A 25068-nucleotide genomic window follows, 5' to 3' on the forward strand; every position below is an offset into this window, starting at 1 on the left:
CTATCGCCAGTGGATGCCGAGAATCGGCTTAAATCTGTGTCCGGAATTTGTTGACCACTACAAGATAAGAATAGTTAACCCAGAAGCCGATCAAAAAATAGATAAAGAATAGAGGACGTTCAGAAAGAACGTTTAGTTTACTTTATACTCTGTTATATACGATCTAGATTGGTTAAGAGATGTTTGAAAAAACTTATGCTGGAATATGAGACGAATTGTACTCGGAAAAGCCAAGATTTTTATCCTATTTTTTCTTGGCTTATGCATTTTTTGATATCTTAGCGACCTAAGACATATTCTAATGCTTTATCAGCATCGACCAATCCTAGTCCGGTATTCAATGAACCTAACTCAGATGGACGCGTATTGATTTTGATCGCTTGGGTTACCTTGCTGGGGACATCGAGTGCTTGTTGAGGATGATGTTCTAGATAAGCTTGCCATAATAATGCACTTATCGCAGCTAACTGCGGGGCAGCAAAAGAACTGCCTGACTCGAAATTGCCCGTCGACCAAGTGTATACCGCATCTGCGGGTGTGCTCAGACTTCTTGATGTTGCCAAAGCGTTATCGCCAGGAATCGTGGCACTTAATGCTATTTGTTGAGCAAAACTGTCGAGGTTAATGGCCAGTAATAGGTGGTCCGTATTCGTGTTGATCGTTGGCAAAAATTCTTTAATGAGTGCCAAGTCATAAGAAAATAAATTTCCGGTCGCGTCCAAACCAAGACTTTGCCTCAATGGTGTTACATTTTCATCTAAATCTGTCCCTGTATTCCCAAGAGATTTAGTAACGATCGTTCGACTGAGTATATGGCTTAATTGCTGTGAAAACTGCGGATCTAACCTGTTATCGACAGCAGAGAATGCGCGGCTCATATTGATGATGTGAATGTCAGATCTACTTTCAAGATAGGCCATGGCTTGATGGTAGTGATTGGATTCTGCGCTAATGGGGATAATTGTCGCATGAGGAGCAATAGAAAGAATAATATCTATAACCGAGTTGCCGTGGTTGAGTTGTACCGGATCGCCAAAATTCTGTATTGGTTGTATATTGGCATTAGGGTAATGGGCAATTTGTTTTGCAAGTAGCAAAGGGTCAAATAAGTCAAATACCGCTATTTTAATATTTGACCCTTTATACTCATTCGCAAGAGTATGATGATTTAAATTAAAATTTGGATGTATGCTAAGCACAAGTTGATTGATATTGTATCTAAGATTATTTAGGGTTGACTTAGCTTGATCGAATTCAAGTTGAACGCTGTTCTGATACTCTTCTAATTGAAATGATAATAACAATGTTGCCATGTCCAAGAAATCGGTTATTTTTTGGCCCCAACGGTGCATGTTAAGTTCCTTCAAAACATACTCTGCATTGACCTTGCTATCGTCAATATTGTCGTAATCTTGCAGTAACTGGGTAACGTCCTCTTCCCATGTCCAAAACGTAATGCGTTTTACTGTATTTAATGCTATTTGAGCATCAGCTTTATCATTGGAAAATGGGTATTCAGTTGCTGATAATGGAAATATATAAAATAATAAAATAACGATGATCAGCTTAAGATTATTGTTTATTTTATTATATTTAAACTTGTATAACATACACTTTATCCTTGTGTTTTTTATGTGCCTTTTATGTTATACGCTTGCTTTTAACTTTCAAAATAAAATAGCCATTTTATGAAGATAAACACCTTAGTGCAATTATTGATAATTGACCTAGAATAGAAGCTGACTATCTAATTCTGAGTTAAAAGGAACTCTCGATTGAACTAATTTCAGCATCCCAACTCCAACCAGTACTACAACCTACTCGTATTTACTATGCTCACATTATTGCTCTCTACCGCTCTCATCTCCTCGGCCAAATCGCCGCTTACGTATCAGTTAGAACAGGTAGCGGATCGCCCTGACCTTATCGCCGTCAGTGTCGAGACCAAACAACTTGGTACATTCCAAGCTCTGCCAGCAAAAACCTTCACCAACGACACGCAACCTGTCTTATTCTGCGTGACCACAAATGGAAGCCAATCGGCCGTTGAATACCAAACACCAATTCAATGTGACCATGTCACTTGGCAATTGCCGCTTGCTGAAATAGACCAAAATGGCTTCGATATCGCGGAGCAAATCGACAGCTATGAGCCGAGAAAGGGCTGGCGCTTTATCAGTGAGTTTAACTCTCTCCCGCGGTTTTCTATGGGTAATGATGATCCTGTTCCCGCGCAAGTCTGCACTCCAGATAGTCAATGTGGATGGATGCCAAATGCCGACCAACCACCGCTATTTGTCATCTGGGGTCTTAAACCTATCGAACTCGATGTCAATGGTAAAGCCGTCAAGATCACCACAGATACCGAACAGATTTTGCAAACGGTGGACAAGTGGAAACCAGCTCTGGAATCTCAGCTGAATTACCTCATTAGCCTGTATCCGGATAATACCGTGAATCAGTGGGATATCGCTTTCTTTCGCCGAGATAAACAAGCAGGAAGCGTCAGTGGTGCAGCAGGTAGCGACAAGATTCTCATTAATGTCATCCTAAACGATGGTCAATTAGAAGACAACGAGATGCCAATGCTGCTTAAGATTGCCGCTCACGAATCCATGCATTTACTCAACACCAACTCACCGGGGTGGGCATCCGAAAGTATTGCGGAATACTATGCTATCAAATCCCTAGACAAGACGCCGTATGACTTTGCCTCTCCTCAGACTCAGTGGCAAAACTTTAAGCAGAGCTTCCCATTTGCAACGACCGGACTGTTAGAAGCCAACAGCCGCGTCTCAAAGGAGCAGCAGTACCAATATTACCCACTGTTTTACGTCAAGGGCCCTGCATTTTGGCAAGCACTCGATCAAAGCCTCACTGATAAAGGGGAAAGTTTGGATACGCGACTACCGACTCTGACGTTCAACAAAGATGGTCGCCTTTCTGAAGCTTCAATCGCCGACTTAACTAACGTTATCGGTGAGAAAAAGTGGTATGAGATTGCGAATCTATACTTATAAATAGATTGGACAAAAGTCATTCACGCAAGCCAGTACATTGGCAGTTTATGAATAACGTTAAGTATTGTAAACCGCATTATTGAAATGCTATCGCATGGGTAGGTAATCTTGGACGAGAAAATGGCAAAACCTGACCCCAGTCATTTTCGATAAGCTCAATTGAAGTTGTAGCGCATACCGACTAGTATATTTTGAGTATCATAATCTATACCTTTGAATTGTACATCGGAGCTTGTTATTGGTTGGAGCGTAAAATGTGTAATAGTGTATTCAAAAGTGGCGGCCCAGTGTGTTCCAAAATTCCATTGTCCACCAAAGCCAATTGTCGGTGCCACATCCCAGTCTTTTATTGAAGAACTGTACTCATTCACAGTAGGGTCAACAATCTGCGGAGATGATCTTTCTTTCTGCTCTATCTCAGTGAGAATAAAAGACAACCCCAGTTTTGCATATACTTCATATTTATCATTGATTGGATAAATAAAGTGTGCCCCAGGTGTCAAATAATATGAAGTAATATCTAGTTCGCTAAAGTTGTTAGTACCTGGCGCATTTGTATTATCAGTATAACCAACTCTGAGGTCAGTATAAGTGGCAGAAAAGTCGAAATTCAAAGCAATATAATTATTTAGGCGGTAACCTCCATTAAGAACGAAGCCAAATCGATCATCATCAAAACCATTAAAACTGGTGTTTGTGATATCACTGGGCAATAAAGCTGTTTTACCGGGTAACGTATCCAGAAAAGGCGTATCAAGATCAATTCTGTTGCTCCCTAGTCCGAACCCAGCATACCATCCTTCGTTAGCCTGTAATGTACTAGAGGTACCAAGCGTGAGAGCAATTAGTGGAAGTCGAAAAATATTATTCTTCATTAGCTGACTCCTAAACCAATATTTAAATGTTGAGGTGACATTTAGATCATATAACAACTCGGGCTTTATTTCTTAATTCATAGAGAATTTATACTTAGCACTGCAAGCTTGCTCAACGCTTTATGGGTTTGCGCCCAACAACAAAGGCTGCTCTATCGTACTGATGAGGGAACACCTCAAACCCCCACCTTGATGCTAATGCCCCTTGCAGGACTCTTGCAGCGCATAAAGTTTACCGCTCTCAAAAAAGGGGGCAAGAGCCAACTTTATTGGATACGCTGGCGATTTCGTCGTCACCTGTGCTTCAAAGGAAGTGCTGGAGAACGATATCAAACCGTTGATTGCAGACTTCTTAGCAGAAAGAGGCTTAACACTCTCCGAAGAGAAAACACACATTACCCACATCAGCACGGCTTTTTAACAAAGCCAAGCCATAGGCATTTGTGATCCGGCATTTAAGCATCACATCTGTTAGCAAAGAATAACCCTTCACTGGCTTTTCCCTCAATGCTACTGACTGATTTTGTGCCGCGTTGCCGTCGGTTCTAAGGCTCAAATAAGCGTGGATAGTGCTACCACAACAAAAATGATGCGCATTTGATTTCATATTCAGTATTTTCATCTACGCTTGTAGTGAACAACGTCAGACTAACTAAGGACTAAAAAATGAAAATGCTTTATCTCACTATTCCCCTACTATTCCCATTGGTAAGTTTTGCCAACGAGTTTGATGCAGCTCTCAAAGAATTTGCCATGAAGGATGTCAAGGTCATGGCTGCTGATGCAGATGTTATCTCTCAGATACAAGCGCAAAATTTGAAAAGTAGCCAACTCGACCAAACTCAAATTACCGCACTCGATAATGACTGGCGCAGCCAAGTCGGACAAGAAAATGCACCGTTGATATCAAGTATCTTAAACAGCGATCTATCGAAAAAACTTTCCGCAATGCAAAAAGATAGCCAAGGCGTGATTACTGAAATTTTCGTGATGGACAACAAAGGCTTAAATGTAGCACAGAGCGCAGTCACCTCAGACTATTGGCAAGGTGACGAAGACAAGTGGCAACAAACTTATTTGGTTGGCCCGAATGCGTACCATATCAGCGAGATTGAAGAAGATGAGTCTACCCAAAAGTTCCAATCTCAGGTGAGCTACGCGATTTCTGACCCCATTTCTGGCAAAGTAATTGGCGCGATCACTGTTGGCGTCAACGTGGAAGAACTATAACAACTGGAGCTGAATATGCGAGTTACGATTAGTAAGCTCGTTGTTGCCAGTGCGTCGATTCTAACCGTTTTCGCTATGGCGACGATTTCGTTCTTTAACTGGAGTAGCAGTGTTGATGCTATTTATCAGTTGAACAAATCGTCGTACATGCAATCCAGTCACGCGCTGAGTGAACAACTGGCTACCCCTGTTCGGTTCAAAAAAGTCGCCAATATAGAGGAGAAAGTCAAGACCGCACTTCAAAGCCAAAATGGCAGTTTAGATGCAGTACAGATCTATCTGTCCGATTTGTCACTACTTTATAGCAGTAACGGCGCCACTGAATCCGCATTAAGCCGCGTCTTGCAAGACAAAAGCGTACTTATCGATCATTCTGATCGCCACCAAATTGGTATTCCTTTGTATGCGGGTAAGAAAAACACGCTGGTTGGCTACCTAGTTACTGACTGGAATTTCAATCAAGCTAATACACTTGGATACCAACTTAGTATTCAATCCTGCGTTATTGGGTTTCTCTCTATCATCGTTTGTATCGCTATGTTGCTCGCTCTTCTCAACTCAGTGTTAGTCCAGCCATTACAAAAGCTGCTCAGCCTTTGTGAAGAACTCAGTTCTGGAAAGTGCGATCTCAGCAAGCGTCTTGAGTTCAAACGTCAAGATGAACTTGGCACACTGGCTCGCAGTATGAATCGCTTTATTGAAAAAATGGAACAAACCTTGATCCCTATTCATCAAGGTGCCAATTCCGTCACCTCAATTTCCAAAGATCTCGATCACTACTTAACATCGATAGGCAACAAAATTAATCACCAAAGGGATGATATCAAGGCAACGGTTCAGGTTAGCGAGCAAGCACAGCAGTCCTTTTCTGTGGTCAAAAACCATACTTTTGAAACGTTGGACTCACTCAACCGCGCTGTAGAAAGTGCCAAGGGTGGACAACAATGCCTGCTCAGTGCCCTCAAAGACAATCGCTCAATGTCAGAAAAAAGCGCCCACTTGTATGAAGCCGCAAACGAAGTCAACCAACAAGTGATCCAAGTGACCGAAATACTCGGTATTATTCGCAATATTGCTGAGCAAACTAATCTACTTGCACTGAATGCCGCCATCGAAGCGGCGAGGGCCGGAGAAGAAGGTCGAGGTTTTGCTGTTGTGGCTGACGAAGTTCGTGGGCTTGCTGAGAAAACCTCAAATTCAACCAACCAAGTGGAAGAGATATTGAGCAAACTTGGCAGCGTGTCGAACTCACTGATTCAAATCACTGAGGAAGGAACCAATACCAGTGAAGCAAGTTTAAGCTCCATCGAAAATGCCGTCAAAGACATTGAAAAAGCGCTTAAAGATGTATCACAAGCCGATAAAATGTGTTCAACCATTGCAAGCTCATCAGAGTCGCAGATCAATGCCATGTCTGAGCTGGTTGAGCGGCTGCTTAGTGTCGACCAACAAATTGATAGTTTGGTCGAAGACTCCCATCAACTCGAGACCAACAGCGCCAAGCTTTTCTCTCAGGCAAGCAGTACGAGTAAACACCTGTCTAGCTACAATCTCGCGGTATGAGGAATAATAAAGAGTTTTCGTAATTGAACATGAAAACTCTTTATTCAACTACAACATGGTCAATGCCAATTTGGCGAGGTTATAAGCGTCAACATAGCCTGAATGCTGCCGCCCTTCCCATTCAATATTTTGCGCTTCTTGGGCCGCTCTATGACCAATACGTTTATCTTTGAGGCGCTGCTGCACACGGTACAATGTCGCCAAGTTTAGGCATTCTCTGAAAGGCATTTCAATTCCCTTGGCTTGGCACTCTTTGGCCAAAATCAGATCATCGCGCCCCCACGAGGCATAAATTTTATTGGTGCCGCCGAAGTTTTTCACCATTGACTTCATAACCGCCGCGAGAGGACGACCTTGTTTTTCAATGAGTCGTGGAGTAATGCCCGTTAGCTCAGCACAAAACAGCGAGACGTCATCCTGCTCTGGCTTTACATAGTATTGGGCGCGCTTAACTATCTCACCTTTAGTAAGATCGATTTCCGCCAGTCCAACTTCTATGATTTCGCCTGTTGTTCCGACGCCGTTTTCACTCCAGCAGCACATTTCCAAATCGAAACACACAATACGGTTATGATTCATTACTCGCCTATGCTTAATTTTCCAAGACAGCGTCAAAGTCTATCTTAGTTAAACGCAAAACTCGACTGACCGCGACTCAATTGCTGCATACTGCGGCAATTATCGCCTTAACGCTTCGCAGAAAGTGTTTTGGCCGATGAGCCCCCCTCAAAAGTGACTAAAAAAAACACGATCAACCCACCAGCGCCTTTTTTCTGCAGGCCTAGTCGGTTGAATGTGATAATATTTGCCCCAATTTAACCAAACAATAACGACAATAGTAGTCGGCTATGACTGCTATTTACCCATTGATTAAGAGAAATGTCATGACGTTCGATTTACAAATGATCCCTCAAACGTTCGATATGCTGCACGCAGGCCTTGCGGTTTCTAGCGTTCTTTTGCTTCTTATTGCCGTATCACGCAAATCCAAAGTCATAGAGAAAGTGATTGAAAAGCCAGTAGAAAAAATCGTTGAAGTGGAAAAACCCGTTGAGAAGATCGTTGAAGTGGAAAAAGTGGTCGAAGTCGAAAAAGTGATCGAAAAGGTGGTTGAAGTCGAGTCCAAGCTCGCCACCGCCTCTACAGACTCCGCGATGCAGTTACTTTCGATCATGCAACAAGAAGCTCGCTTGATTGACTTTCTAAAAGAAGACCTCACGTCATTTTCTGACGAAGATGTCGGCGCAGCGGCAAGAGTCATTCACACCGGCGGGCAAAAAGTACTGAGCGATTATGTCACACTGGAACCCATTCGTAGTGAAAACGAGGAAACACGCGTTATCATCGAAGAAGGCTTTAATTCACAACACATTCGCTTAACGGGCAATGTAACAGGCAACGCACCTTTTAGCGGCACGCTGATTCATAAAGGTTGGAAAGCCAGTGCCATGAACCTGCCTAAACTGGCCGAGAACTATGACGCCTCAATTATTGCGCCAGCCGAGGTAGAGCTGTAATGGACAATCACAACACCGCCAATGCACCTAAATACAGTGTCGGTATCGATTTGGGCACGACCCACTGCGTACTGTCCTACCTTGATACTTCAAGCGAAGACGCCAATGTAGAGGTCATGGCGATTGCTCAGCTCACCGCCCCCGGTACGGTCGAAAGCAAACCCCAATTAGGCTCGTTTCTTTACCAGCCCCATGAACATGAAATGAACCCCGCCGCGCGCGTGCTACCATGGTCGTCTGAACCTAAAGCGCTAGTAGGTGCAATAGCCCGAAATTTGGGAGCAAAAACACCTATTCGCCTTGTTGCCAGTGCGAAATCTTGGCTTTGCCACGCTGGAGTGAATCGTCGCGATGCATTTCTTCCCGCAGGCAGCCCTGAAGACGTTGAAAAAATCTCGCCACTTCATGCAACACAGTGTTACTTAGAGCACTTAAAAGAGGCGTGGAACCATTCACATCCCAATCATCCACTGGCAGAGCAAGATGTGACCATTACGGTTCCAGCATCTTTTGACCCAGCGGCGCGCGATTTGACCGCGGAAGCGGCAAGAAACATTGGCTTGGAACACCTGACCCTGTTAGAAGAACCACAGGCTGCGTTGTATAACTGGATAGACAACAGTAACGACCAATGGCGCGAACAAGTATCCGTTGGCGATATTGTTCTAGTGGTTGATATCGGCGGCGGGACCACTGACCTTTCACTGGTTGAAGTCACCGAACACCAAGGCAACTTAACCCTAAATCGAATCGCGGTTGGTGAACACATTTTGCTTGGCGGCGATAATATGGACTTGGCGCTCGCTTATCGCCTAAAAATGAAACTGGCGCAAGAAGGAAAAGAGCTTCAGCCATGGCAAGTTCAAGCCATGACCCACGCATGCCGTGATGCAAAGGAAGCGCTACTTAATGATGCTGAGCTCATGTCGGTACCCATTGTCGTGCCAAGTCGAAGCTCAAAACTTCTTGGATCAACGCTCAAAACCGAGCTAACACAAGAAGAAGTTCAGCAAACTCTCGTCGATGGTTTTTTCCCCAAAGTCGCTGTCACTGATCATCCAGTGCAACGCAATCGCGGCGCGTTAACTCAAATGGGGCTACCTTACGCTCAAGATGCGGGCATTACACGTCATATCGCCGCTTTTTTATCCAAGCAAGCCAATGCGCTAGACGGAGAAAACTCGCAAGCCGATTTCAATCCCTTTGCCTCAATGCCCGGCATGGGTGACATCCAAGCCTCTAGCGCCAATTTTATCAAGCCTACGGCCATTTTATTTAATGGCGGTGTATTAAAATCCGCGCTTCTCGCCGCTCGCTTAGAAGAAACCATTAACGAGTGGTTAATTGATGCAAACTCTGAAATGGCGCAGCGTCTCACCGGTGTTGACTTGGATCTCGCCGTTGCTAGCGGTGCATCTTACTATGGCGCGGTACGCCGTGGTCAGGGTGTTCGTATTCGCGGTGGTATCGCATCTAGCTACTATGTAGGGATAGAAAGCGCCATGCCAGCCATTCCCGGAATGGCACCACCACTGGAAGCTTTATGCGTTGCTCCGTTTGGAATGGAAGAAGGCTCGTCAGTCGACGTACCGAGCCAAGAATTTGGCTTGATCATAGGCCGACCAGTGAATTTCCAATTCTTTGGCTCCAATGTTCGCCGAGACGATCTGGCTGGTACGCACCTTGATCACTGGGGACCGGATGAACTCGAGGAATTACCTGAAATCCAAGTCACCCTGCCCGCTTGTGACGGGCGCCGAGAAGGTGAAGTGGTTCCTGTGACCTTAGCCTCTCGGGTCACTGAGCTTGGTACCCTGTATCTCGAAGCCATTGCCGCTGATAATGGCCAAAAATGGCACGTTGAGTTTGACGTTCGCGACGACGCAAACAAAGACTCATTACAAAACGCACTCGCATAATCATCAACGGCGCCTTAAATAGGTGCCGTTACTTTTCTTATTTTCAAGGTTTGGTATGGCATCTCCTCGCTTTCTTGTTGGTATCGACTTGGGCACAACAAACACGGTTGTCGCCTATTGTGAAATCACTGACAACCTAGAGCAATCAAACGTCTCTCTTTTTGACATCGACCAGCTCATTGGACCGGGTGAAGTGGTTCGAAGACCCTTATTACCCTCCTTTCGCTATCATGCTGCTCAGGAGCAAGTGTCACCCAGTGATCTTATGTTGCCGTGGCAATCGGAGCCTGTTTCTGGCGACATAGCTAATGTCATCATTGGTGAGTGGGCAAGAGAGCTTGGTGCCAAAGTCGAGGGCCGTCAGGTCTCAAGCGCTAAGAGCTGGCTATCTCACCAAGCTGTCGACCGCAACTCAGACATTTTGCCTTGGGCAGCCGCCAACGATGTGGCAAAAGTGTCCCCTGTGATCGCCAGTGCTAGCTATCTCAACCACATTAGGCAAGCATGGAATCATCGCCATCCTAGCAATAAGCTGGAAGATCAAGATGTGGTGGTGACTGTACCTGCATCGTTTGATGAAACGGCACGTAAGCTCACCTTAGAAGCGGCTTCTTTGGCTGGATTAAATAAGATTGTGTTGCTCGAAGAGCCACAAGCCGTTTTCTATGACTGGTACGCTCGCCACCAACAAACGGCGGCAGATAAGCTCAAGTCTTTGCCACTTATTTTGGTCTGTGATGTTGGAGGTGGTACGACAGATTTGAGCTTAATTGCAGCCAAACATGAACAAGATAAACTCACGTTGAATCGAATTGGCGTTGGTGAACACTTAATGCTTGGTGGCGATAATCTCGATTTAGCCTTGGCGCATCTCGCCGAAAGCCGCTTTAATCAGAATAAAAAACTAAGCGCTGCCAGCCTGACCAAACTGATTCAACAAACTCGGCAAGCAAAAGAGGCGCTTCTGTCTCTCGACGCGCCTGAAGACGTTAAAATCACTATGCTCGGTAGTGGTTCAAAGCTGCTCGGCGGGACCAAAAGCATTAGCCTCAACAAGCAGGAAGTTCATCAAATTGCGCTAGACGGATTCTTCCCTTTGTCTGATTTTGCAGATACACCAAACAAGCGCCGCAGTGCTATGGTTGAATTTGGCTTACCTTATGTAGCCGACCCAGCAGTCAGTAAACACCTTGCTGAGTTTCTCCACCAACATCAGCACGTCTCATGTGCAGCTCTTGAGCAGCAAGAAAATACCGAGCCCGCAATACCTGTTGGCCTGCTCCTTAACGGCGGTGTATTTAACAGTAATCTTATCACCAAACGCATTACCGATTTACTTGAATATTGGCGTGGCTCGCCGATAACCTTGCTTGATAACCCTCATCCTGATTGTTCTGTCGCCCTTGGTGCTGTGGCTTATAGCAAAGCCAGACGCGGCGCTCAATTAAAAATCGGCGGCGGCGCGGCCCGCTCTTACTTCTTGCATTTGCAAGAAAAAAACAATATGGGCAAAGCGCTGTGTCTGCTCGCTAAGGGAACCGACGAAGGTCAAGAGATACGCTTGAGTGGTAGGCGCTTTACTCTTACATTGGGTGAGCCGGTACGCTTTAATCTGCTCACTTCAACTCACGACACTCTCACTCATAGCACAGCCATTCAGAATGGCATAATGGTGGATGTGGACCCCGATATCTTCTCTCCATTACCGCCTTACATCTCGACGTTAGAAGGTCAAGGGGCTGAGCTTCAGGCCAACCAAAAAGAGCGGGTTGAAGTTCAATTAGCATGTCAACTCACCGAAGTTGGCACGTTAAAAATAGAATGTGTCAACGTCGAAGATGAGAACAAACGCTGGCAATTGGAGTTCGAGGTTCGTAATCAGCACTCTGACGATGCTAAGCCAGAAAAATGCTCATCACGTCTAGCAGAGTGTAAAGATCTTATCACTCGCTTATACAGTGGCAACAAAAAAAGTGCCGAATCAAAAGAGATCAAAACACTGGCCAAAGATCTGGAGAAAAAGCTTGGTAAACGAGATGACTGGGACTTTAGTACTCTGCGCCAACTGTTTGATGCTTTTGCTCAAGGTCGAAAACGTCGCCGACGCTCGGAAGCCCACGAAAAAAACTGGCTACGCTTAGCGGGTTTCTCCCTGCGCCCGGGATTTGGAGACGCCACTGACGCGTGGCGATTAGAGCAAGTTTGGGGACTATATCCGCAAGGGATTCAATTTAAAAACCACCAAGGCTGGACCGATTGGTGGGTATTTTGGCGACGTATTGCGGGGGGGCTTAACCAAGAGCAGCAAGAAACCTTGCTGGCCGATATCGCCAAATATCTGCATCCGGGGGCAATGAAAAATCCTCAGTCCGCCAAGGCAGCTCACGACATGGGTTATGAGTCTATGGTGCGCCTTGCCGCTTCTCTTGAGCATTTGGATGTGGAAGATAAGGTTCTGTTATCAAGCTGGTTTTTAAACAAGGCTCTCCATTTCAACCAATTCGAACAGGCTCATTGGTGGGCTCTGGGGCGCTTAGCCGCTCGTACACCTCTGTATGGCAGCCAGCACAATGTCATTCCCCGTGAGCAAGCTGAGCAATGGCTACCTAAATTGCTTGATCAGAACTGGCAAAAAGAACCTATGATTGCTTTTGCTGCTGTGATGATGTGTCGCAAAACGGGTGATAGATTATTTGATATCGCTGACGATTTTCGCCAGCAAGTGCTGGCCAAATTAAAACAGAGCAAAGTGCCTGATGCTTGGGTAGAACTCGTCGCAGAGGTCAAAGCGCTATCACATACCGAGTCCAAACGCGCCTTTGGTGATACCCTTCCGGCAGGTTTATCATTAGTCACTCGTTGAGGTGATGTGGGCTAGCAACAAAGCTGTCGCATACTCTGGTACCCGAAACTATCCCGCTCTGCGGCTAATTTTGAGGTATCACTATGGCTTTGTCGCTGTTCTCAACCCATAGTCAAAGATGCCTTGGAGAGAAAACGGGTACTCCTTCAATTCCGGATTTAGGCTTTTTGAGAACCGCGTAAAATCAATCTTATCCCAATTCTGCGCTCCAAACGCCGAAAGGTAGGTGTCAACATTGCAAATATCTATTTTGTCAAAAATCTGCATCGTAACGCTTGCATCCTTATCGCCAAAGTCGATGCCATTGTGATAATCATACAGTAATACTAAGGCCCACCCTCCTGTCATGAAGTGCCCTCCTATACTCGAAACCAACTCGCCGTTTTGAATCGCTTTTAGTGCTTTAGGTCCCCAGTTGAGACCGGAAAAAAAAATATCTTGACCGGGCTTTCTGCCCATACTTTTTGCAGCAGAAATGGCCCCTAGAGCCATAGGATCATTGGCAGACCAGACAGCTGAAATCTTGGGGTAACGCGATAACAACCCCATGGTTTTCTCCATGGCGATTTCTTCTGACCAATCTCCTACAACAACTTGGCGTAGCGTTACAGCAGTCGATTTTTCTGAAATCGCTTTTTTAAATCCATCGTTACGTAACACTGCAGCCGGCGTTATGTGATCGCCTGCAATCCCAATCGCTTGAATTTTTTCATTAGAAGGCGTCTCACTCTTTGATGCTGCATTTAGCATAGATAATGCGCCCATGTACCCAGCCAAATAATTGTCGGGTATTAAGGAACCAATCCAGTTAGGTTCCGTTGCTCTTGGCTTACCATAGCGTTCAATATCGTGTTTAGAAGAGAGGGTATTAAGGATAAACATCGTCTTAATGTTGCTTGATATCGCTTCTTCGAGCTGGATGCCCCCTTGTCCTTTCTCATTGACGAGAATGATATAATCCGGCTTAGTTTCCCTTTCTCCTATCTCTCGGACAAGTTTTGATAGCCTAAAGTGATTTCTTTCAGCATAGAGTACTTCTAGATCAATATTTAAATCATCACTTGCTGCTTTCATAAAGCGAGTAACCGAAGACCAAAATCCTCCAGTAGCGTGGTTGGAATCAGATTGACCTGGGTTGATAAAAACGACAGAAATCCTGTTGTCAGCGATGGACAAAGGGGAATATATTAAGCCAATAAAGACAATTAGAGGCCAAATTTTCATGACTTTATACTTCCGTAATAAGGCAGTCTAGTGTTAAGTTAGACCAAGTAACGGGCTTTTTCTATTCTCTATTTCGGCTAAAGTGATCATGTTTAAGGGGACTTTGTGCTCCTCGGTTAAGTGGTTTCCCCTTCAAAATTCCCCAATGCATCTTTAGTGCTCTTCTCATAGCGATACCGTGACCTCGAACTTGATATTGTTCGTGCGTTTAATACTGCCATCTTTTAATTAAAGATAAGTCCGAATGCCTCCATCGATACTTTAAAGAGGTTATTGCGGTTCGGAATCGATATGTTCGATACAGATTAACTCGATCTCTTGTGTTGAAAGTGCCAAATTGGTCAGTCCGCATAAATGTGCTCCATCAGCTAAGGGACGATTATAGCGGCAGGTTGAGCACACACCAAAAGTCTGTAAATGGTTCTCTTTTTGAATCGATCTTAATAGGTATTGTAACTGTTGCTGCAAAGCCAAAACATCCATATTCGCCTGGTTGTTTTGGCCAGAGTTGATCGTTTTGTGCATCAAAGAAGGAGGAAAAATATCTGCAATAAGCTTTTTGCCAAGTGATGAGACGGTGAGATGTGTCACCCTTTTATCGACTGAATCGGCCTGTTTATCTATATAACCTTTCGTTTCGAGGACTTTAAGGCTTTGAGAAACCGTACCTTTAGTAAGGCCCAAATACTCGGTCACGGCTTTGGGAGTATCTGAAAATCGATTACAGATTGATAAATAATAAAGCGCTTCAAGATGGATAGGTTGAAGTCCATAGGGCGCGAGATCGGCACGTACTTCATTTCTAAGCAAATTACCGACTCTATCTAGCAGGTGGTATAAAGTTTCTGTATTCATACGCTAATAGTATCGACTAAAAACTATATTGACAAGTGTAATTTTATCGGATTAAACTAGATAGTATCGAGTCGAAACAATAAGGAAGCGCGATGAAAATTTCTACACTCCACTTATCTACATTGGCAACAGCACTTGTGTTGGCCACATCCTCCAGCCAAGCTTGGGCTCACTCAAGCCATACTGGTGGTATTCAGTCACAATCTAATCCGAACGCCTTAGCGCCTTTTGATATTATCCACACCAAGATAACCACTGAAGGTGATGTGGCAACATTTCATATGGCCGTCTCTGAACAAGCTGGAAGTCTCAAACCAACCCCAACAGGAAAGCTTGCTGGTAGTGATGTGTTCTCGTATGTGTGGCCTACCACATTAAACAGCAGTGAAGTTGGCTTCGAAGACAGCGCTGGAATACTGGCACTTGCCGTCACTTCGCATCCAGATTTTGATGATACGCCACTTTATGATGAGAATGGAGATGGCAATAAAGCCAATGATGGGGATGTGTGGCACAGTCATTGGGTCGTTCTAGAACAAAATGAACAGTGTGGACCTGGAGCATTAGGGGTGGTCGATATCCCTGAAGGTACAACACCTAAGCTACCTAAAACCTGGCCTGGTATACCCATTCTTATTGATAGCCCTGACTATGAGCCAACCTTCAGCGGCAAGTCACTGAGTGTCAGCGTTAAATTTGACAATATCGAGGCACTAAAGTTAGCGCATTTTGATGGCGTAACCTCTGGCCTTAGAGTCAATGCTAGCGCTCATGCTCCCTTGCTGTGCGTGGTCGATGTGTTTGATATTGCTTCAGGCGACTTGACGCTACCGGGCAAAGTAAATAAATAAGGAGAAAACCATGAGTAAATGGCCCAAAGCCCCTGAGCTAACCACTTCCCATTGGCTAAATACCAATGTTCCGCTCACGATTGAAGGATTGAAAGGAAAGGTTATTGCTCTGCACACCTTTCAAATGCTGTGTCCTGGCTGCGTAAGCTATGGCTTGCCTCAAGCATCCAAACTCGCACATTTCTTTCGTGATGAAGATTTGGTGGTGATAGGATTACATACTGTATTCGAGCACCACCAAGCGATGCAGCTTGAATCTCTAAAAGCATTCGTTCATGAATACAGGTTAAACTTTCCAATAGCCGTTGATGCCCCCTCTGATGGTGACATACCGATAACCATGGCAGAGTATGGCTTAGCAGGGACACCTGCCTTGGTATTAATCGATCGACAGGGTCAAGTACGTTTCGCTCACCACGGCGCTATCGATGACATGCTGGTCAGCAAAATGGTCTCGTTTCTGCTTTGTGAAGACAAACGTAATAATGAAGACTTGGATTTGTTTTCCAAGGTGTCAGGAATTGGCCAATCAAGTGGCGAAAAATGCTCTGCGAACCCATAAGCTGGATATCTGACCTAAAGTCAGAACGCTTTTTGGAAAGAAACATTAGCAAAAAGTCACCTTGCAAATAGCAAGGTGACTGAGTCGTTCTGCAATAACACACCACCCACCCCAAAGCGTTCATAAGTATCAGAGATAATTACGTTTCCAAGGAAAAATGGCAGAAGTTGAATTTTATTCATATCATTATCATTAACCTATCCTGAGACCCACACGGGAGAAGGTATTTGAGGAGGTGCCTTGAGCCGCAACCAGCTCAAAGGTCACAATAAACCATACCGAGCAGGAGTTTCCAGTGTCTGATAGTGATGTTATTGCAAGTCTGAGACAATATAATAATTTAAAGGAAGTTGAGGTGGAACCGGGAGATGTAATCATTGTTAAAATCTTTCCAGGATGGGCACATGACAAAATTGCATCTTCGATCACCAAAGCGCAAAAATACTTCCATTGGAAATCACCTGACGAAAAAGCAGGGATGAAGTTACAAGGCGCAGCGACTTCTGAACATGTCGCTATTGGTCTATCAGCCACTGTACTCGCTGAAGCAGCCGCAGAAATACATGGAACAGATGAGATACCGACTTCAGCAGCGGTTGTGTATAAATGCACTGACAAAGAATTGGCCAAAGCAGCGGTAACAATAACCAAAGCGTTATGCCGGCTTGAGGTAGATGCAAGGCCAAAGGGTCTTCCGGCCGAAGGCGGTCGCTACGACATGCTGGGCGCGGCTAAATCTCTGTATAGTAAAAGAACATTTCATGCATCAACAAACGAATATATTGAGGACATACTCAGCTTTGTCTATGGTGGGAGTAACATTATCCCTGATATGTTTTGTTCACAGCTCGCTGTTGCAGCTTACGAGTCTGCATCAGTGGCAATTTACGGTAAAACATGTTTTGGTTCCGACCCTAGAGGCGTCACGCCCAGATATATGGAACATCTTCTCAATACTAGGGGAAATTTTTATCTCGCAGGAAGAATAGCTGTCCCGCCTTTACTTTTGCATACGGACAAGGTGATACATAACTACGAGAATGCAAGAAAATGGCGACAAAGTGCTGACTCAGTCGAACTTCATTCATTGCTCTATAGCTCGTGGTGTAAGCAAGCGGAACAAAGAAAACAAGGGGTTGGGGAGTTATTGTATCTCTACGAAACGTACTTTGGTCTGAATGTAAAACCCGAGTATCGTTCAGAAATGAAACCGATGAGTAACCTGCTTTTAAATTCTTACCCTGCGGTAAAAGCGTTGCAAATGAAGCCTAAAAGAAGTGGTCGTTTATACAACATGGTCTTCAAAGAGATCGCTCCTTTAGATTATTTTATGTAAGTGTCAGTATCTAACAATAACCGACTTTAAAAGTTCATCGAAGCTTCGCCACAAGCAGGCAAATGTCTTGTGGCGATGTCTATATTTATTTCAATAGCGCTGTGCATTCCTCATAAGAAGGACTGTCACCCCTTTGAATACCCCATAATTGCTTGGCAGCATAATAAGAAAAACTGGTATCTGCGGAGGCCTTTTTCTGTCTTTCACGTTTTTTTTCAACATGGATGGCTTTCATTTCTTGAGCTTGCGCTCCTGATATCTTTCTTGACGTCGCGCAGATACTTGCAAGACCTTCGTACGCATAAGCGTTCACTTCAGCCATATTAATGCCAGCCAACACGCTTGAAGAGAATAAACAACCACCAGTTACCATCAGCATCTTTAGACGTTTACACACAATTTCCACCTTGTCAGCCTAATCGTCACACAAAGCCCCCTTAGTGACCAAAAGATTAATAGATACAAATATAAGTGTAGTTGTTATTAGAAAGAGCGATTAATCTTTAAGTGGACAAGTCAATATTCGAAAGGGAGTGTGAAGAAAGAGAAGCAAGGATTGCTACTTGATTGACTTCTCAAAAGTAGGAAGTTGTCCAATATCTGTTAGCCATTGGAGTTTAGATTCATCGTAGATATTTACCTCGGGTTCGAGTATTTCTGCACAATCAAGGCTTCCCAAATGCACGATATTCAAACCTGTGTAATTTGAACTCATATTGTATATTGGCGTCACACATTGGTTACAAAAATACTTACGGGCATTTTCCGACACCTTAAAACAGCCAAGCTGCCCTGATATCAATTCAAAGCCTGACTGCAATACTGCAGCATAGGTTGAAAAGGCACTACCGTTCATTTTTCGGCACAAATTACAGTGACAGTTGACAATTTTTTTAATTGTTCCACTAATTTGGTATTTTATCGCACCGCAATTGCAGCTGCCTGTGATCATGTTAGACCTCGCTATAGTATTCATTAAGTACGTTATCACAACTCTAGTATGTTCAATGTTGTAAGATAGTTGGGACTTATGTACAACTACCAGCCGTCACTCTTACGTTTGTTATGGCATCAGAACCATTGGCCAAGACATCGATTGATACCCATTTTCCATCAGATAACCATTCTTTTAGGCCTACACTACTACATATTTTTTGGGGAAGTAGTTTATGAGAACGACTGGCTAAATTTGCTTTGTTAGAAGCATGATAATCAATATCTGAGATATTGATTTTTAGCGCTAAAACATTATTTTCAACTCTGACTTGAGTAACTTTTGCTTGATTGTCGTGATCAAACAGAAGCTGTTGCAGTTGTGTTTTCAGGTCATCTAACTGTCGACTTTCTTGAAATTTTGGGTAATAGATTTTTGCGGCTAACAATACAGGTATAAGTAAAAACAAAAGCTTCTTTTTCATAATATGATGATCTAAATGCATTTTTACCAAGCTCACATTCTGGTTAGAATATTGATAAAAATAAGAAAACTCAATCAATATTATAACCGTCTCATTTTTGCTTTCCCCATTTATCATTGAGTCCAAATGCGGTAAGCTAATATTTCGACCATTTAGGATAGTTGATTTTGCTGACTCGATTTTCATCATACATTGTTGCGTTTTTTTGCTTCGCATTTATCAGTGTCAGCGTCGCTTTTGCTTCTCAGCCCACTCAAGAAACTTTGGCCATAGTGCCAGATAGTTCGCGAGCCCATGAAATTAAATGTCCCACCCAAAATCAAAATCACAGCAAAGCCAGTACCGCACACCACTGCTGCGCTGCCTTTTGCGCTATAAAAGAGCCTTACCTCGTTGAACTCAAATTAGCAGATGTTAGCCAAAGCTCGCTCGCTTTAATTAAACCAGATAAATCAGAAAAAGCAGTGGTTCGTATTCAAACCTTGTTTCGACCTCCGATTGTTTAGTTCTTAATCTTTCACTCAGTTATTTCCGACTACAATTGTCGGAGTCGATTGTATTTATTAGGAATTATTCTATGAGAAAATTATTAGCCTTCGTTGCTTGTGTTATTATTTCAATCAGCGCGCACGCCGCAAAATTCGAGCAAGGCACCTATTATGATGTGTTGGACACAGAAAAATCAGCCACCCCAAAAGTCACGGAGTTTTTCTCTTTTTATTGCCCTCACTGTGACAATTTTGAGTCTGTGATCAGTCAGGTCAAAACCTCGCTGCCTAAAGGCGCACAATTTGAAAAAGTTCATGTTGCCTTTATGGGCAGTAATATGGCGATACCTATGGCCAAATCTTATGCCACAATGGTAACCTTGGGCGTTGAAGAGAGTATGGTTCCAGCGATGTTTAAACAAATTCATCAGCTACGCAGCGCACCAAAAGATGAAACGGCTCTAAGACAAATTTTTATTGATAATGGTGTGGATGCAAAAAAATACGATGCTACTTATAACAGCTTCGTGGTGAATGCTATGCAAAGAAACTTCGATAAACAATTTGAAAAAAGCACCTTAACAGGTGTACCTGGCGTGCTGGTCAACGACAAATACATTGTTAAGGCCGACAAAATTAAATCAATGGAAGAATACAGCCAACTGGTTAACTACCTACTGACTTTGTAAGTCAGATGAAGTAAGGCCAGCGAATACTCGCTGGCCTTTGTCTTAACAATTGCCTTTTTTGGCTTGTCCTGGAGGACAGAAATTCCCATCACTCGATTGTTCTTCTTTATTTTTAACCTTCACTTCGACGTCCTTAAACTCACCTTCAACGCTATTAAGCTGACATCCTGCCAAAAAGAAAGTGACAAGCACTGCAACACAGATATTTTTCATATTTTAGCTCCATTATGTTTGCCAATGACTGTATTTTTTGGCCACATTGTTATGTCATTCGTGAGTAAAACTTTGTCTTAACGAAGTTAAAGCCGCTATTAGATCGCAAGAGATCACACTGCCAATTCACAACACCTAGACAATCACCAAGCCCGCCAATTTTCAATATTCATGTAATTTGAATCACACTCTTTAGCCATAGACTCAAGATCCTGTAAAGAGATGCCTGTTAATCTGAATCCTGATGAGAATCTATGTGTGTTAGATAACACACAATGCCATAACCGAAATCCGTCTAACTGCAGATTTCCGCAATGAAACGCTCTGATATTCCAGCCTTTTTTATCCCATGATGTATAGACTCGACCATCAACATCAATGTAGCGAAAGTAAGATTGACGGTCTTGTGGTGAATACACAAAATATACTCGAACTGGCGCTGCTGAGGCGCTTTCATTGGTATGCCACGACATCATTCCGTCATCTGGCGGGTAAATGAACGAGCCTGAATTTTCAATCGACCTTACCTGCGAAATTGTCTTACCTATGATGGACTCAATAGCAGAAATGGCATCGCTATTGACGAAATGATAAAGGTAGTTATGATTGCTTAGAACGGCCTCATCGTGGCTCATCATTAACGCAGCGTTCAAACAATCTTCTTGTGTATACCAAGCATATGGACGTAAGTTAGGCGGTTTGTTGTCCAGTGCATTTTTAATGATGTAGGGAGACGTCCCGAGGGTTTTATGGATTTTCCGATTAAATGCCTTGAGCTTAGCTCGGCTCCATCCTTGCATATCCACGACCATAACCGGACAGTCGTCTTTTAGTAAGCCGATGTGAATGGAGTCAAAGAATTTGGCTAACTTATCCAAGGCAATTTGGTCGAAACAACGCTCGTCCAAATGCAAATAACATGACCCCTTTTGCATTAAACCTCCCTTAATATCAATGATATTGTAGTAAAGCTACTCTACTACCTAGGCGGATTAGGCCACTAGGTTTCATACATAACATTTAGTATTCTATAAGTAATACTAGCAGGGAGTAGTGAAGGAAAGCGCTCGTTAAACTTACGCTAACCCATTCATATCTAATCAAGGTTCGATAACACCTTGCCACATAGACGTTTAAGTGAAACCAATTCGTCAGCGTTAAGATCAATCTTGCACAACATATTTCCAGGGACTGATTTCGCCAACTCTTGAAGCGCACGCCCTTGTTCAGTCAAATTAAGCACCCTGACCCTTTCGTCCTCTGTGCTTCTTTCCCTAACCACTAGTCCCTTCGCTTCTAATCTTTTCAAAAGTGGCGTCAATGTGCCGGAATCAAGGTATAAGCGAGTGCCAAGATCTTTAACACTTGCACCGTCTTTTTCCCATAGCAATAACATCACCAAATATTGAGAATACGTCAGATCCAACCTTTCCAACAAAGGCCTATAAGCCCGAGTAACGGCGTTTGCAGCGCTGTATAGCGGAAAACAAATTTGATCACTGAGGAGCAGCATTGGTTGTTCTGATTTGGATTTCTTAGGTTTGTTCATCAGTTACCTTTTAAGATGATTTAATTGCACACAATTTAGTTGCATTATAACTAATTTTCGATATCTGGCTGCAAAAATAAGCTTGGATCAAAACATTTGGCAACGTTAACGATAAGAAATGCCGTTATTGCGTTTTATAAATACAAAATGCCGACCTAGTGGTCGGCATGTGTAGATATTGGTGTGCTTTGCTTTTAAGAATACTCTGCCCGAAGCTTCTTCGCGGCGGAAACCATGTTTCTCAAAGATGCTTCGGTCTCAGCCCAATTTCTTGTCTTAAGACCACAGTCAGGGTTTACCCATAAACGCTTGGCTGGGATCCTTTGCGCTGCTTTATTGATAAGGCCTTCTATCCACTCTTCGCTAGGAATGTTTGGTGAGTGAATATCGTATACTCCTGGACCTATTTCATTTGGGTAGTTGAACTCCTCAAATGCTTTGAGTAATTCCATATTTGAACGTGAGGTCTCAATTGTGATCACATCAGCATCCAACGCGGCAACAGAATCAATAATTTCGTTAAACTCGGAATAACACATGTGTGTATGAATCTGGGTTTCTGGATGAGCACTTGCCGCAGAGATTTTGAACGCATTCACTGCCCATTGCAAATAGTCGGCATGGTCACTCTTTTTAAGTGGCAACCCTTCACGAATCGCTGGTTCATCAATTTGGATAATATTGATGCCTGCATCCTGTAAATCTGAGACTTCATCACGAAGCGCTAGTGCCAATTGGTTGGCGATCTCTTTACGACTGATATCTTCACGTGGAAACGTCCAACATAAGATAGTCACAGGGCCTGTCAACATACCTTTCATCTGCTTACTCGTAAGAGACTGTGCATACTTAGACCACTCAACCGTAATGGGCTTTTCTCGTTCGATATCTGCAACAACAACGGCAGGCTTAACGCAGCGCGAACCATAGCTTTGAACCCAGCCGAACTTGGTCGTTTGGAAACCGGCTAAATTTTCTGCAAAGTACTCCACCATGTCATTACGTTCCGCTTCACCGTGTACCAAGACATCAAGATCTAACGCTTCTTGACGTTTCACAGCGTCCTCAATATGACTTCTCAACGCTGACACGTAATCCGATTCGGATAGCTTACCAATACGGTAAGCACTGCGCTGCTCGCGAATTTCACTTGTTTGCGGGAAGGAACCAATCGTCGTGGTTGGAAAAAGAGGCAAGTCTAATGTCTTGCTTTGGGTAAGTGCTCTTTGCTCATACGGCTCGCTGCGCTCCGCTAACGCTTCAGTGATCTGACTAAGCCGCTTTTGAACCTCTGGCTTATTAACATGTGTTGCTGTTTTTCGCGCTTTTACTGGTATGCTGTAGTTTTCACACGCCTCTATGGCTTGCTCATCACCATCCAATGCTTTACCCAGCAAAGCCACTTCAAAGACCTTTTGTTTTGCAAACGCAAACCAACTGCGAACTTCTTCAGATAAATCCGTCTCAAGTTCAAGATCAACTGGGCTATGAAGTAAAGAGCAGGAACTTGCAACCCAAAGACGTTCACCCAATTGAGCTTTAACCGGTTTGAGTCGCTCCAATTGAGCCGAAAGGTCAGCTCGCCAAACATTGCGCCCATTGACTACTCCCGCAGAAAACACCCAGTTTTGAGGAAGTTTGGACACCAATTGATTCAATTGTTGTGGCGCCGCGCTGAGATCAACATGTAAACCGTCAACATCAAGCTCTATCACTTTATCCAATGATTCTTCCACTGAATCAAAGTACGTCGTCAAAAGGACTTTTACATCACTACGAATCACTTGATAGGCAAGTTTAAAAGAGTCTAGCCATGACGTTTCAAGCTCTAGTGACAAAATAGGTTCGTCTATCTGAACCCACTCCACACCTAACGCAGCAAGCTTAGACAATATAGTTTGGTAGGCTTTAAGAAGACGAGGCAATAAAGTCAAACGATCAAACCCATCTTCCACTTCTTTACCTAAATAGAGATAGCTCACAGGGCCAAGCAATACTGGCTTAACCGCATGGCCTGCCTCGATCGCTTCACTGACCTCATCAAAAAGCTGCGGCCAACTCACTTCAAACTCATCATCTCGGCTGAATTCAGGGACAATGTAGTGATAGTTGGTGTTGAACCACTTTGTCATGTCTGATGCAGCAGAACCACAATTGCATTCAGCTTGCGATTGTCCTCGTCCTACCCTAAACAGCGTATCCAGATCGGGAAATCCTTTCCGATGGCGTTTTGGCGCATGACCAAGCAATAAGGTGGTCGTTAATACATGGTCATACCATGCAAAATCGCCTGCGGTAACATAGCTCAATTGCGCATCTGATTGAGTTTGCCAGTTTTGATACCTGAGATCGGCACCAACTGTCTTGAGCGCTTGCTGACCAATATCCCCACGCCAATACTTCTCAAGCGCAAATTTAAGTTCACGTTTCTCACCAATTCTTGGATAACCCAGAATATGTGTTGTTGTAGCCATGTTGCCATCCTCTTTTATTCGAAATTTGTTTGCCCAAAATGTTTATTAGAAAAATCAAAGGCGTCTAGATGGCTAAACTATCTCGTTAAAGTGGTAAGGTAGCAATCTCCATTTATTCAACTTGTTTATGAAAAAATTTCATGTGCTTTTGCGACTAAGTCACTGCAGTGGTTAACATTCCTTTATTGGCAGGAATGGACGTCTAGATGTTTACACATCCAATAATTAGGGGTAGATTAGTTATATTCACATTGAAGACATCTGGTTGAGAAAGACTCATGATAGAGCTTAAGCACCTGAAAACATTGGTAACATTGAGAGATACGGGTTCACTGACTGCAACGGCAACCGCGTTGCATCAGAAGTGGCCCCCGATTTTCGGACATGACTTTAAGTGATTGATCTGTTTTGATAGTACCCAG

24 protein-coding genes and 1 pseudogene are annotated in these 25068 nt (G+C 43.7%); 11 read left to right on the forward strand and 14 right to left on the reverse strand.

What is annotated here, in order from left to right; all coding sequences use genetic code 11:
* Positions 1 to 278: 278 nt before the first annotated feature.
* The gene (locus tag QQK21_RS01585; RefSeq protein ID WP_284190457.1) at positions 279 to 1610 is read right to left on the reverse strand and encodes a S8/S53 family peptidase; all 1332 of its coding nucleotides are present in this window, start codon (positions 1608 to 1610) and stop codon (positions 279 to 281) included.
* A gap of 222 nt (positions 1611 to 1832) precedes the next feature.
* Here QQK21_RS01585 and QQK21_RS01590 point away from each other — a divergent pair, with 222 nt between their 5' ends.
* Positions 1833 to 3020: a hypothetical protein gene (locus QQK21_RS01590; protein WP_284190458.1), complete on the forward strand. Its 1188-nt coding sequence runs from the start codon at positions 1833 to 1835 to the stop codon at positions 3018 to 3020.
* Positions 3021 to 3175: 155 nt separating this feature from the next.
* Here the strand turns inward: QQK21_RS01590 and QQK21_RS01595 are convergent, their stop codons facing one another.
* The gene (locus QQK21_RS01595) at positions 3176 to 3895 is read right to left on the reverse strand and encodes an outer membrane protein (RefSeq protein WP_284190459.1); all 720 of its coding nucleotides are present in this window, start codon (positions 3893 to 3895) and stop codon (positions 3176 to 3178) included.
* Between the two features lie 147 nt (positions 3896 to 4042).
* On the opposite strand from QQK21_RS01595, the pseudogene QQK21_RS01600 reads away from it, so the two are divergent.
* Positions 4043 to 4313, forward strand: a pseudogene (locus tag QQK21_RS01600) (reverse transcriptase domain-containing protein); the annotation flags it as partial.
* Here QQK21_RS01600 and QQK21_RS01605 read toward each other — a convergent pair.
* Entirely contained in the window at positions 4263 to 4502 is a 240-nt protein-coding gene (locus QQK21_RS01605; RefSeq protein WP_284190480.1) for a hypothetical protein, read from the reverse strand. The pseudogene QQK21_RS01600 and the gene QQK21_RS01605 overlap by 51 nt on opposite strands.
* Before the next feature lie 65 nt (positions 4503 to 4567).
* Between QQK21_RS01605 and QQK21_RS01610 the strand changes: the two genes are divergently transcribed.
* Both QQK21_RS01610 and QQK21_RS01615 read left to right on the forward strand, forming a co-directional pair.
* Positions 4568 to 5125, forward strand: a complete 558-nt coding sequence (locus QQK21_RS01610) for a hypothetical protein (RefSeq protein ID WP_431313093.1) — start codon at positions 4568 to 4570, stop codon at positions 5123 to 5125.
* 15 nt (positions 5126 to 5140) lie between these two features.
* Positions 5141 to 6688, forward strand: a complete 1548-nt coding sequence (locus QQK21_RS01615) for a methyl-accepting chemotaxis protein (protein WP_284190461.1) — start codon at positions 5141 to 5143, stop codon at positions 6686 to 6688.
* Positions 6689 to 6736: 48 nt separating this feature from the next.
* Here the strand turns inward: QQK21_RS01615 and QQK21_RS01620 are convergent, their stop codons facing one another.
* Complete coding sequence (locus QQK21_RS01620; RefSeq protein ID WP_284190462.1) at positions 6737 to 7267, reverse strand: 3'-5' exonuclease; 531 nt, start codon at positions 7265 to 7267, stop codon at positions 6737 to 6739.
* Between the two features lie 305 nt (positions 7268 to 7572).
* Between QQK21_RS01620 and QQK21_RS01625 the strand changes: the two genes are divergently transcribed.
* The 3 genes from QQK21_RS01625 to QQK21_RS01635 are packed head-to-tail and all read left to right on the forward strand — an operon-like array spanning position 7573 to position 12987.
* Positions 7573 to 8205: a DUF2760 domain-containing protein gene (locus tag QQK21_RS01625; RefSeq protein WP_284190463.1), complete on the forward strand. Its 633-nt coding sequence runs from the start codon at positions 7573 to 7575 to the stop codon at positions 8203 to 8205.
* Entirely contained in the window at positions 8205 to 10124 is a 1920-nt protein-coding gene (locus tag QQK21_RS01630) for an Hsp70 family protein (protein ID WP_284190464.1), read from the forward strand. Before QQK21_RS01625 ends, QQK21_RS01630 begins: the two co-directional genes overlap by 1 nt.
* A gap of 55 nt (positions 10125 to 10179) precedes the next feature.
* A complete protein-coding gene (locus QQK21_RS01635) occupies positions 10180 to 12987 on the forward strand; it encodes an Hsp70 family protein (RefSeq protein ID WP_284190465.1) in 2808 nt (935 codons plus the stop codon).
* A gap of 81 nt (positions 12988 to 13068) precedes the next feature.
* On the opposite strand, the gene QQK21_RS01640 is transcribed toward QQK21_RS01635, so the two are convergent.
* Both QQK21_RS01640 and QQK21_RS01645 read right to left on the reverse strand, forming a co-directional pair.
* Positions 13069 to 14211 carry an ABC transporter substrate-binding protein gene (locus QQK21_RS01640; protein ID WP_284190466.1) on the reverse strand — a complete coding sequence of 381 codons (1143 nt, stop codon included), beginning with the start codon at positions 14209 to 14211 and terminating at the stop codon, positions 13069 to 13071.
* A 270-nt stretch (positions 14212 to 14481) separates the two neighbouring features.
* Positions 14482 to 15066 (reverse strand): MarR family winged helix-turn-helix transcriptional regulator, encoded by a 585-nt coding sequence (locus QQK21_RS01645; RefSeq protein ID WP_284190467.1) that lies wholly within the window; start codon positions 15064 to 15066, stop codon positions 14482 to 14484.
* A gap of 92 nt (positions 15067 to 15158) precedes the next feature.
* On the opposite strand from QQK21_RS01645, the gene QQK21_RS01650 reads away from it, so the two are divergent.
* Positions 15159 to 15917, forward strand: a complete 759-nt coding sequence (locus QQK21_RS01650; RefSeq protein ID WP_284190468.1) for a hypothetical protein — start codon at positions 15159 to 15161, stop codon at positions 15915 to 15917.
* Positions 15918 to 15927: 10 nt separating this feature from the next.
* The gene (locus QQK21_RS01655) at positions 15928 to 16479 is read left to right on the forward strand and encodes a redoxin family protein (RefSeq protein WP_284190469.1); all 552 of its coding nucleotides are present in this window, start codon (positions 15928 to 15930) and stop codon (positions 16477 to 16479) included.
* 56 nt (positions 16480 to 16535) lie between these two features.
* On the opposite strand, the gene QQK21_RS01660 is transcribed toward QQK21_RS01655, so the two are convergent.
* On the reverse strand, positions 16536 to 16661 hold the full coding sequence (locus QQK21_RS01660; RefSeq protein ID WP_284190470.1) for a hypothetical protein: 126 nt from the start codon (positions 16659 to 16661) through the stop codon (positions 16536 to 16538).
* A gap of 113 nt (positions 16662 to 16774) precedes the next feature.
* On the opposite strand from QQK21_RS01660, the gene QQK21_RS01665 reads away from it, so the two are divergent.
* Positions 16775 to 17815 carry a hypothetical protein gene (locus QQK21_RS01665; RefSeq protein ID WP_284190471.1) on the forward strand — a complete coding sequence of 347 codons (1041 nt, stop codon included), beginning with the start codon at positions 16775 to 16777 and terminating at the stop codon, positions 17813 to 17815.
* 85 nt (positions 17816 to 17900) lie between these two features.
* Here QQK21_RS01665 and QQK21_RS01670 read toward each other — a convergent pair whose 3' ends face one another.
* The 3 genes from QQK21_RS01670 to QQK21_RS01680 all read right to left on the reverse strand — a co-directional run bounded on the left by QQK21_RS01670 (position 17901) and on the right by QQK21_RS01680 (position 19422).
* The gene (locus tag QQK21_RS01670) at positions 17901 to 18188 is read right to left on the reverse strand and encodes a hypothetical protein (RefSeq protein WP_284190479.1); all 288 of its coding nucleotides are present in this window, start codon (positions 18186 to 18188) and stop codon (positions 17901 to 17903) included.
* A 186-nt stretch (positions 18189 to 18374) separates the two neighbouring features.
* Positions 18375 to 18791 carry a GFA family protein gene (locus QQK21_RS01675; RefSeq protein ID WP_348541454.1) on the reverse strand — a complete coding sequence of 139 codons (417 nt, stop codon included), beginning with the start codon at positions 18789 to 18791 and terminating at the stop codon, positions 18375 to 18377.
* Between the two features lie 52 nt (positions 18792 to 18843).
* Complete coding sequence (locus QQK21_RS01680; RefSeq protein WP_284190473.1) at positions 18844 to 19422, reverse strand: hypothetical protein; 579 nt, start codon at positions 19420 to 19422, stop codon at positions 18844 to 18846.
* Between the two features lie 388 nt (positions 19423 to 19810).
* On the opposite strand from QQK21_RS01680, the gene QQK21_RS01685 reads away from it, so the two are divergent.
* On the forward strand, positions 19811 to 20410 hold the full coding sequence (locus QQK21_RS01685; protein ID WP_284190474.1) for a thiol:disulfide interchange protein DsbA/DsbL: 600 nt from the start codon (positions 19811 to 19813) through the stop codon (positions 20408 to 20410).
* Positions 20411 to 20452: 42 nt separating this feature from the next.
* Here QQK21_RS01685 and QQK21_RS01690 read toward each other — a convergent pair whose 3' ends face one another.
* From QQK21_RS01690 to metE, 4 genes are all read right to left on the reverse strand, one after another.
* Positions 20453 to 20623: a hypothetical protein gene (locus tag QQK21_RS01690; protein ID WP_284190475.1), complete on the reverse strand. Its 171-nt coding sequence runs from the start codon at positions 20621 to 20623 to the stop codon at positions 20453 to 20455.
* Positions 20624 to 20766: 143 nt separating this feature from the next.
* Complete coding sequence (locus tag QQK21_RS01695; RefSeq protein ID WP_284190476.1) at positions 20767 to 21558, reverse strand: hypothetical protein; 792 nt, start codon at positions 21556 to 21558, stop codon at positions 20767 to 20769.
* 161 nt (positions 21559 to 21719) lie between these two features.
* Positions 21720 to 22172 carry a transcriptional regulator OhrR gene (ohrR, locus tag QQK21_RS01700; RefSeq protein WP_284190477.1) on the reverse strand — a complete coding sequence of 151 codons (453 nt, stop codon included), beginning with the start codon at positions 22170 to 22172 and terminating at the stop codon, positions 21720 to 21722.
* Positions 22173 to 22366: 194 nt separating this feature from the next.
* Entirely contained in the window at positions 22367 to 24646 is a 2280-nt protein-coding gene (metE, locus tag QQK21_RS01705; protein ID WP_284190478.1) for a 5-methyltetrahydropteroyltriglutamate--homocysteine S-methyltransferase, read from the reverse strand.
* Positions 24647 to 25068 lie beyond the last annotated feature (422 nt).

It is taken from the genome of Vibrio zhanjiangensis (assembly GCF_030161235.1).
GTDB lineage: Bacteria > Pseudomonadota > Gammaproteobacteria > Enterobacterales > Vibrionaceae > Vibrio > Vibrio zhanjiangensis.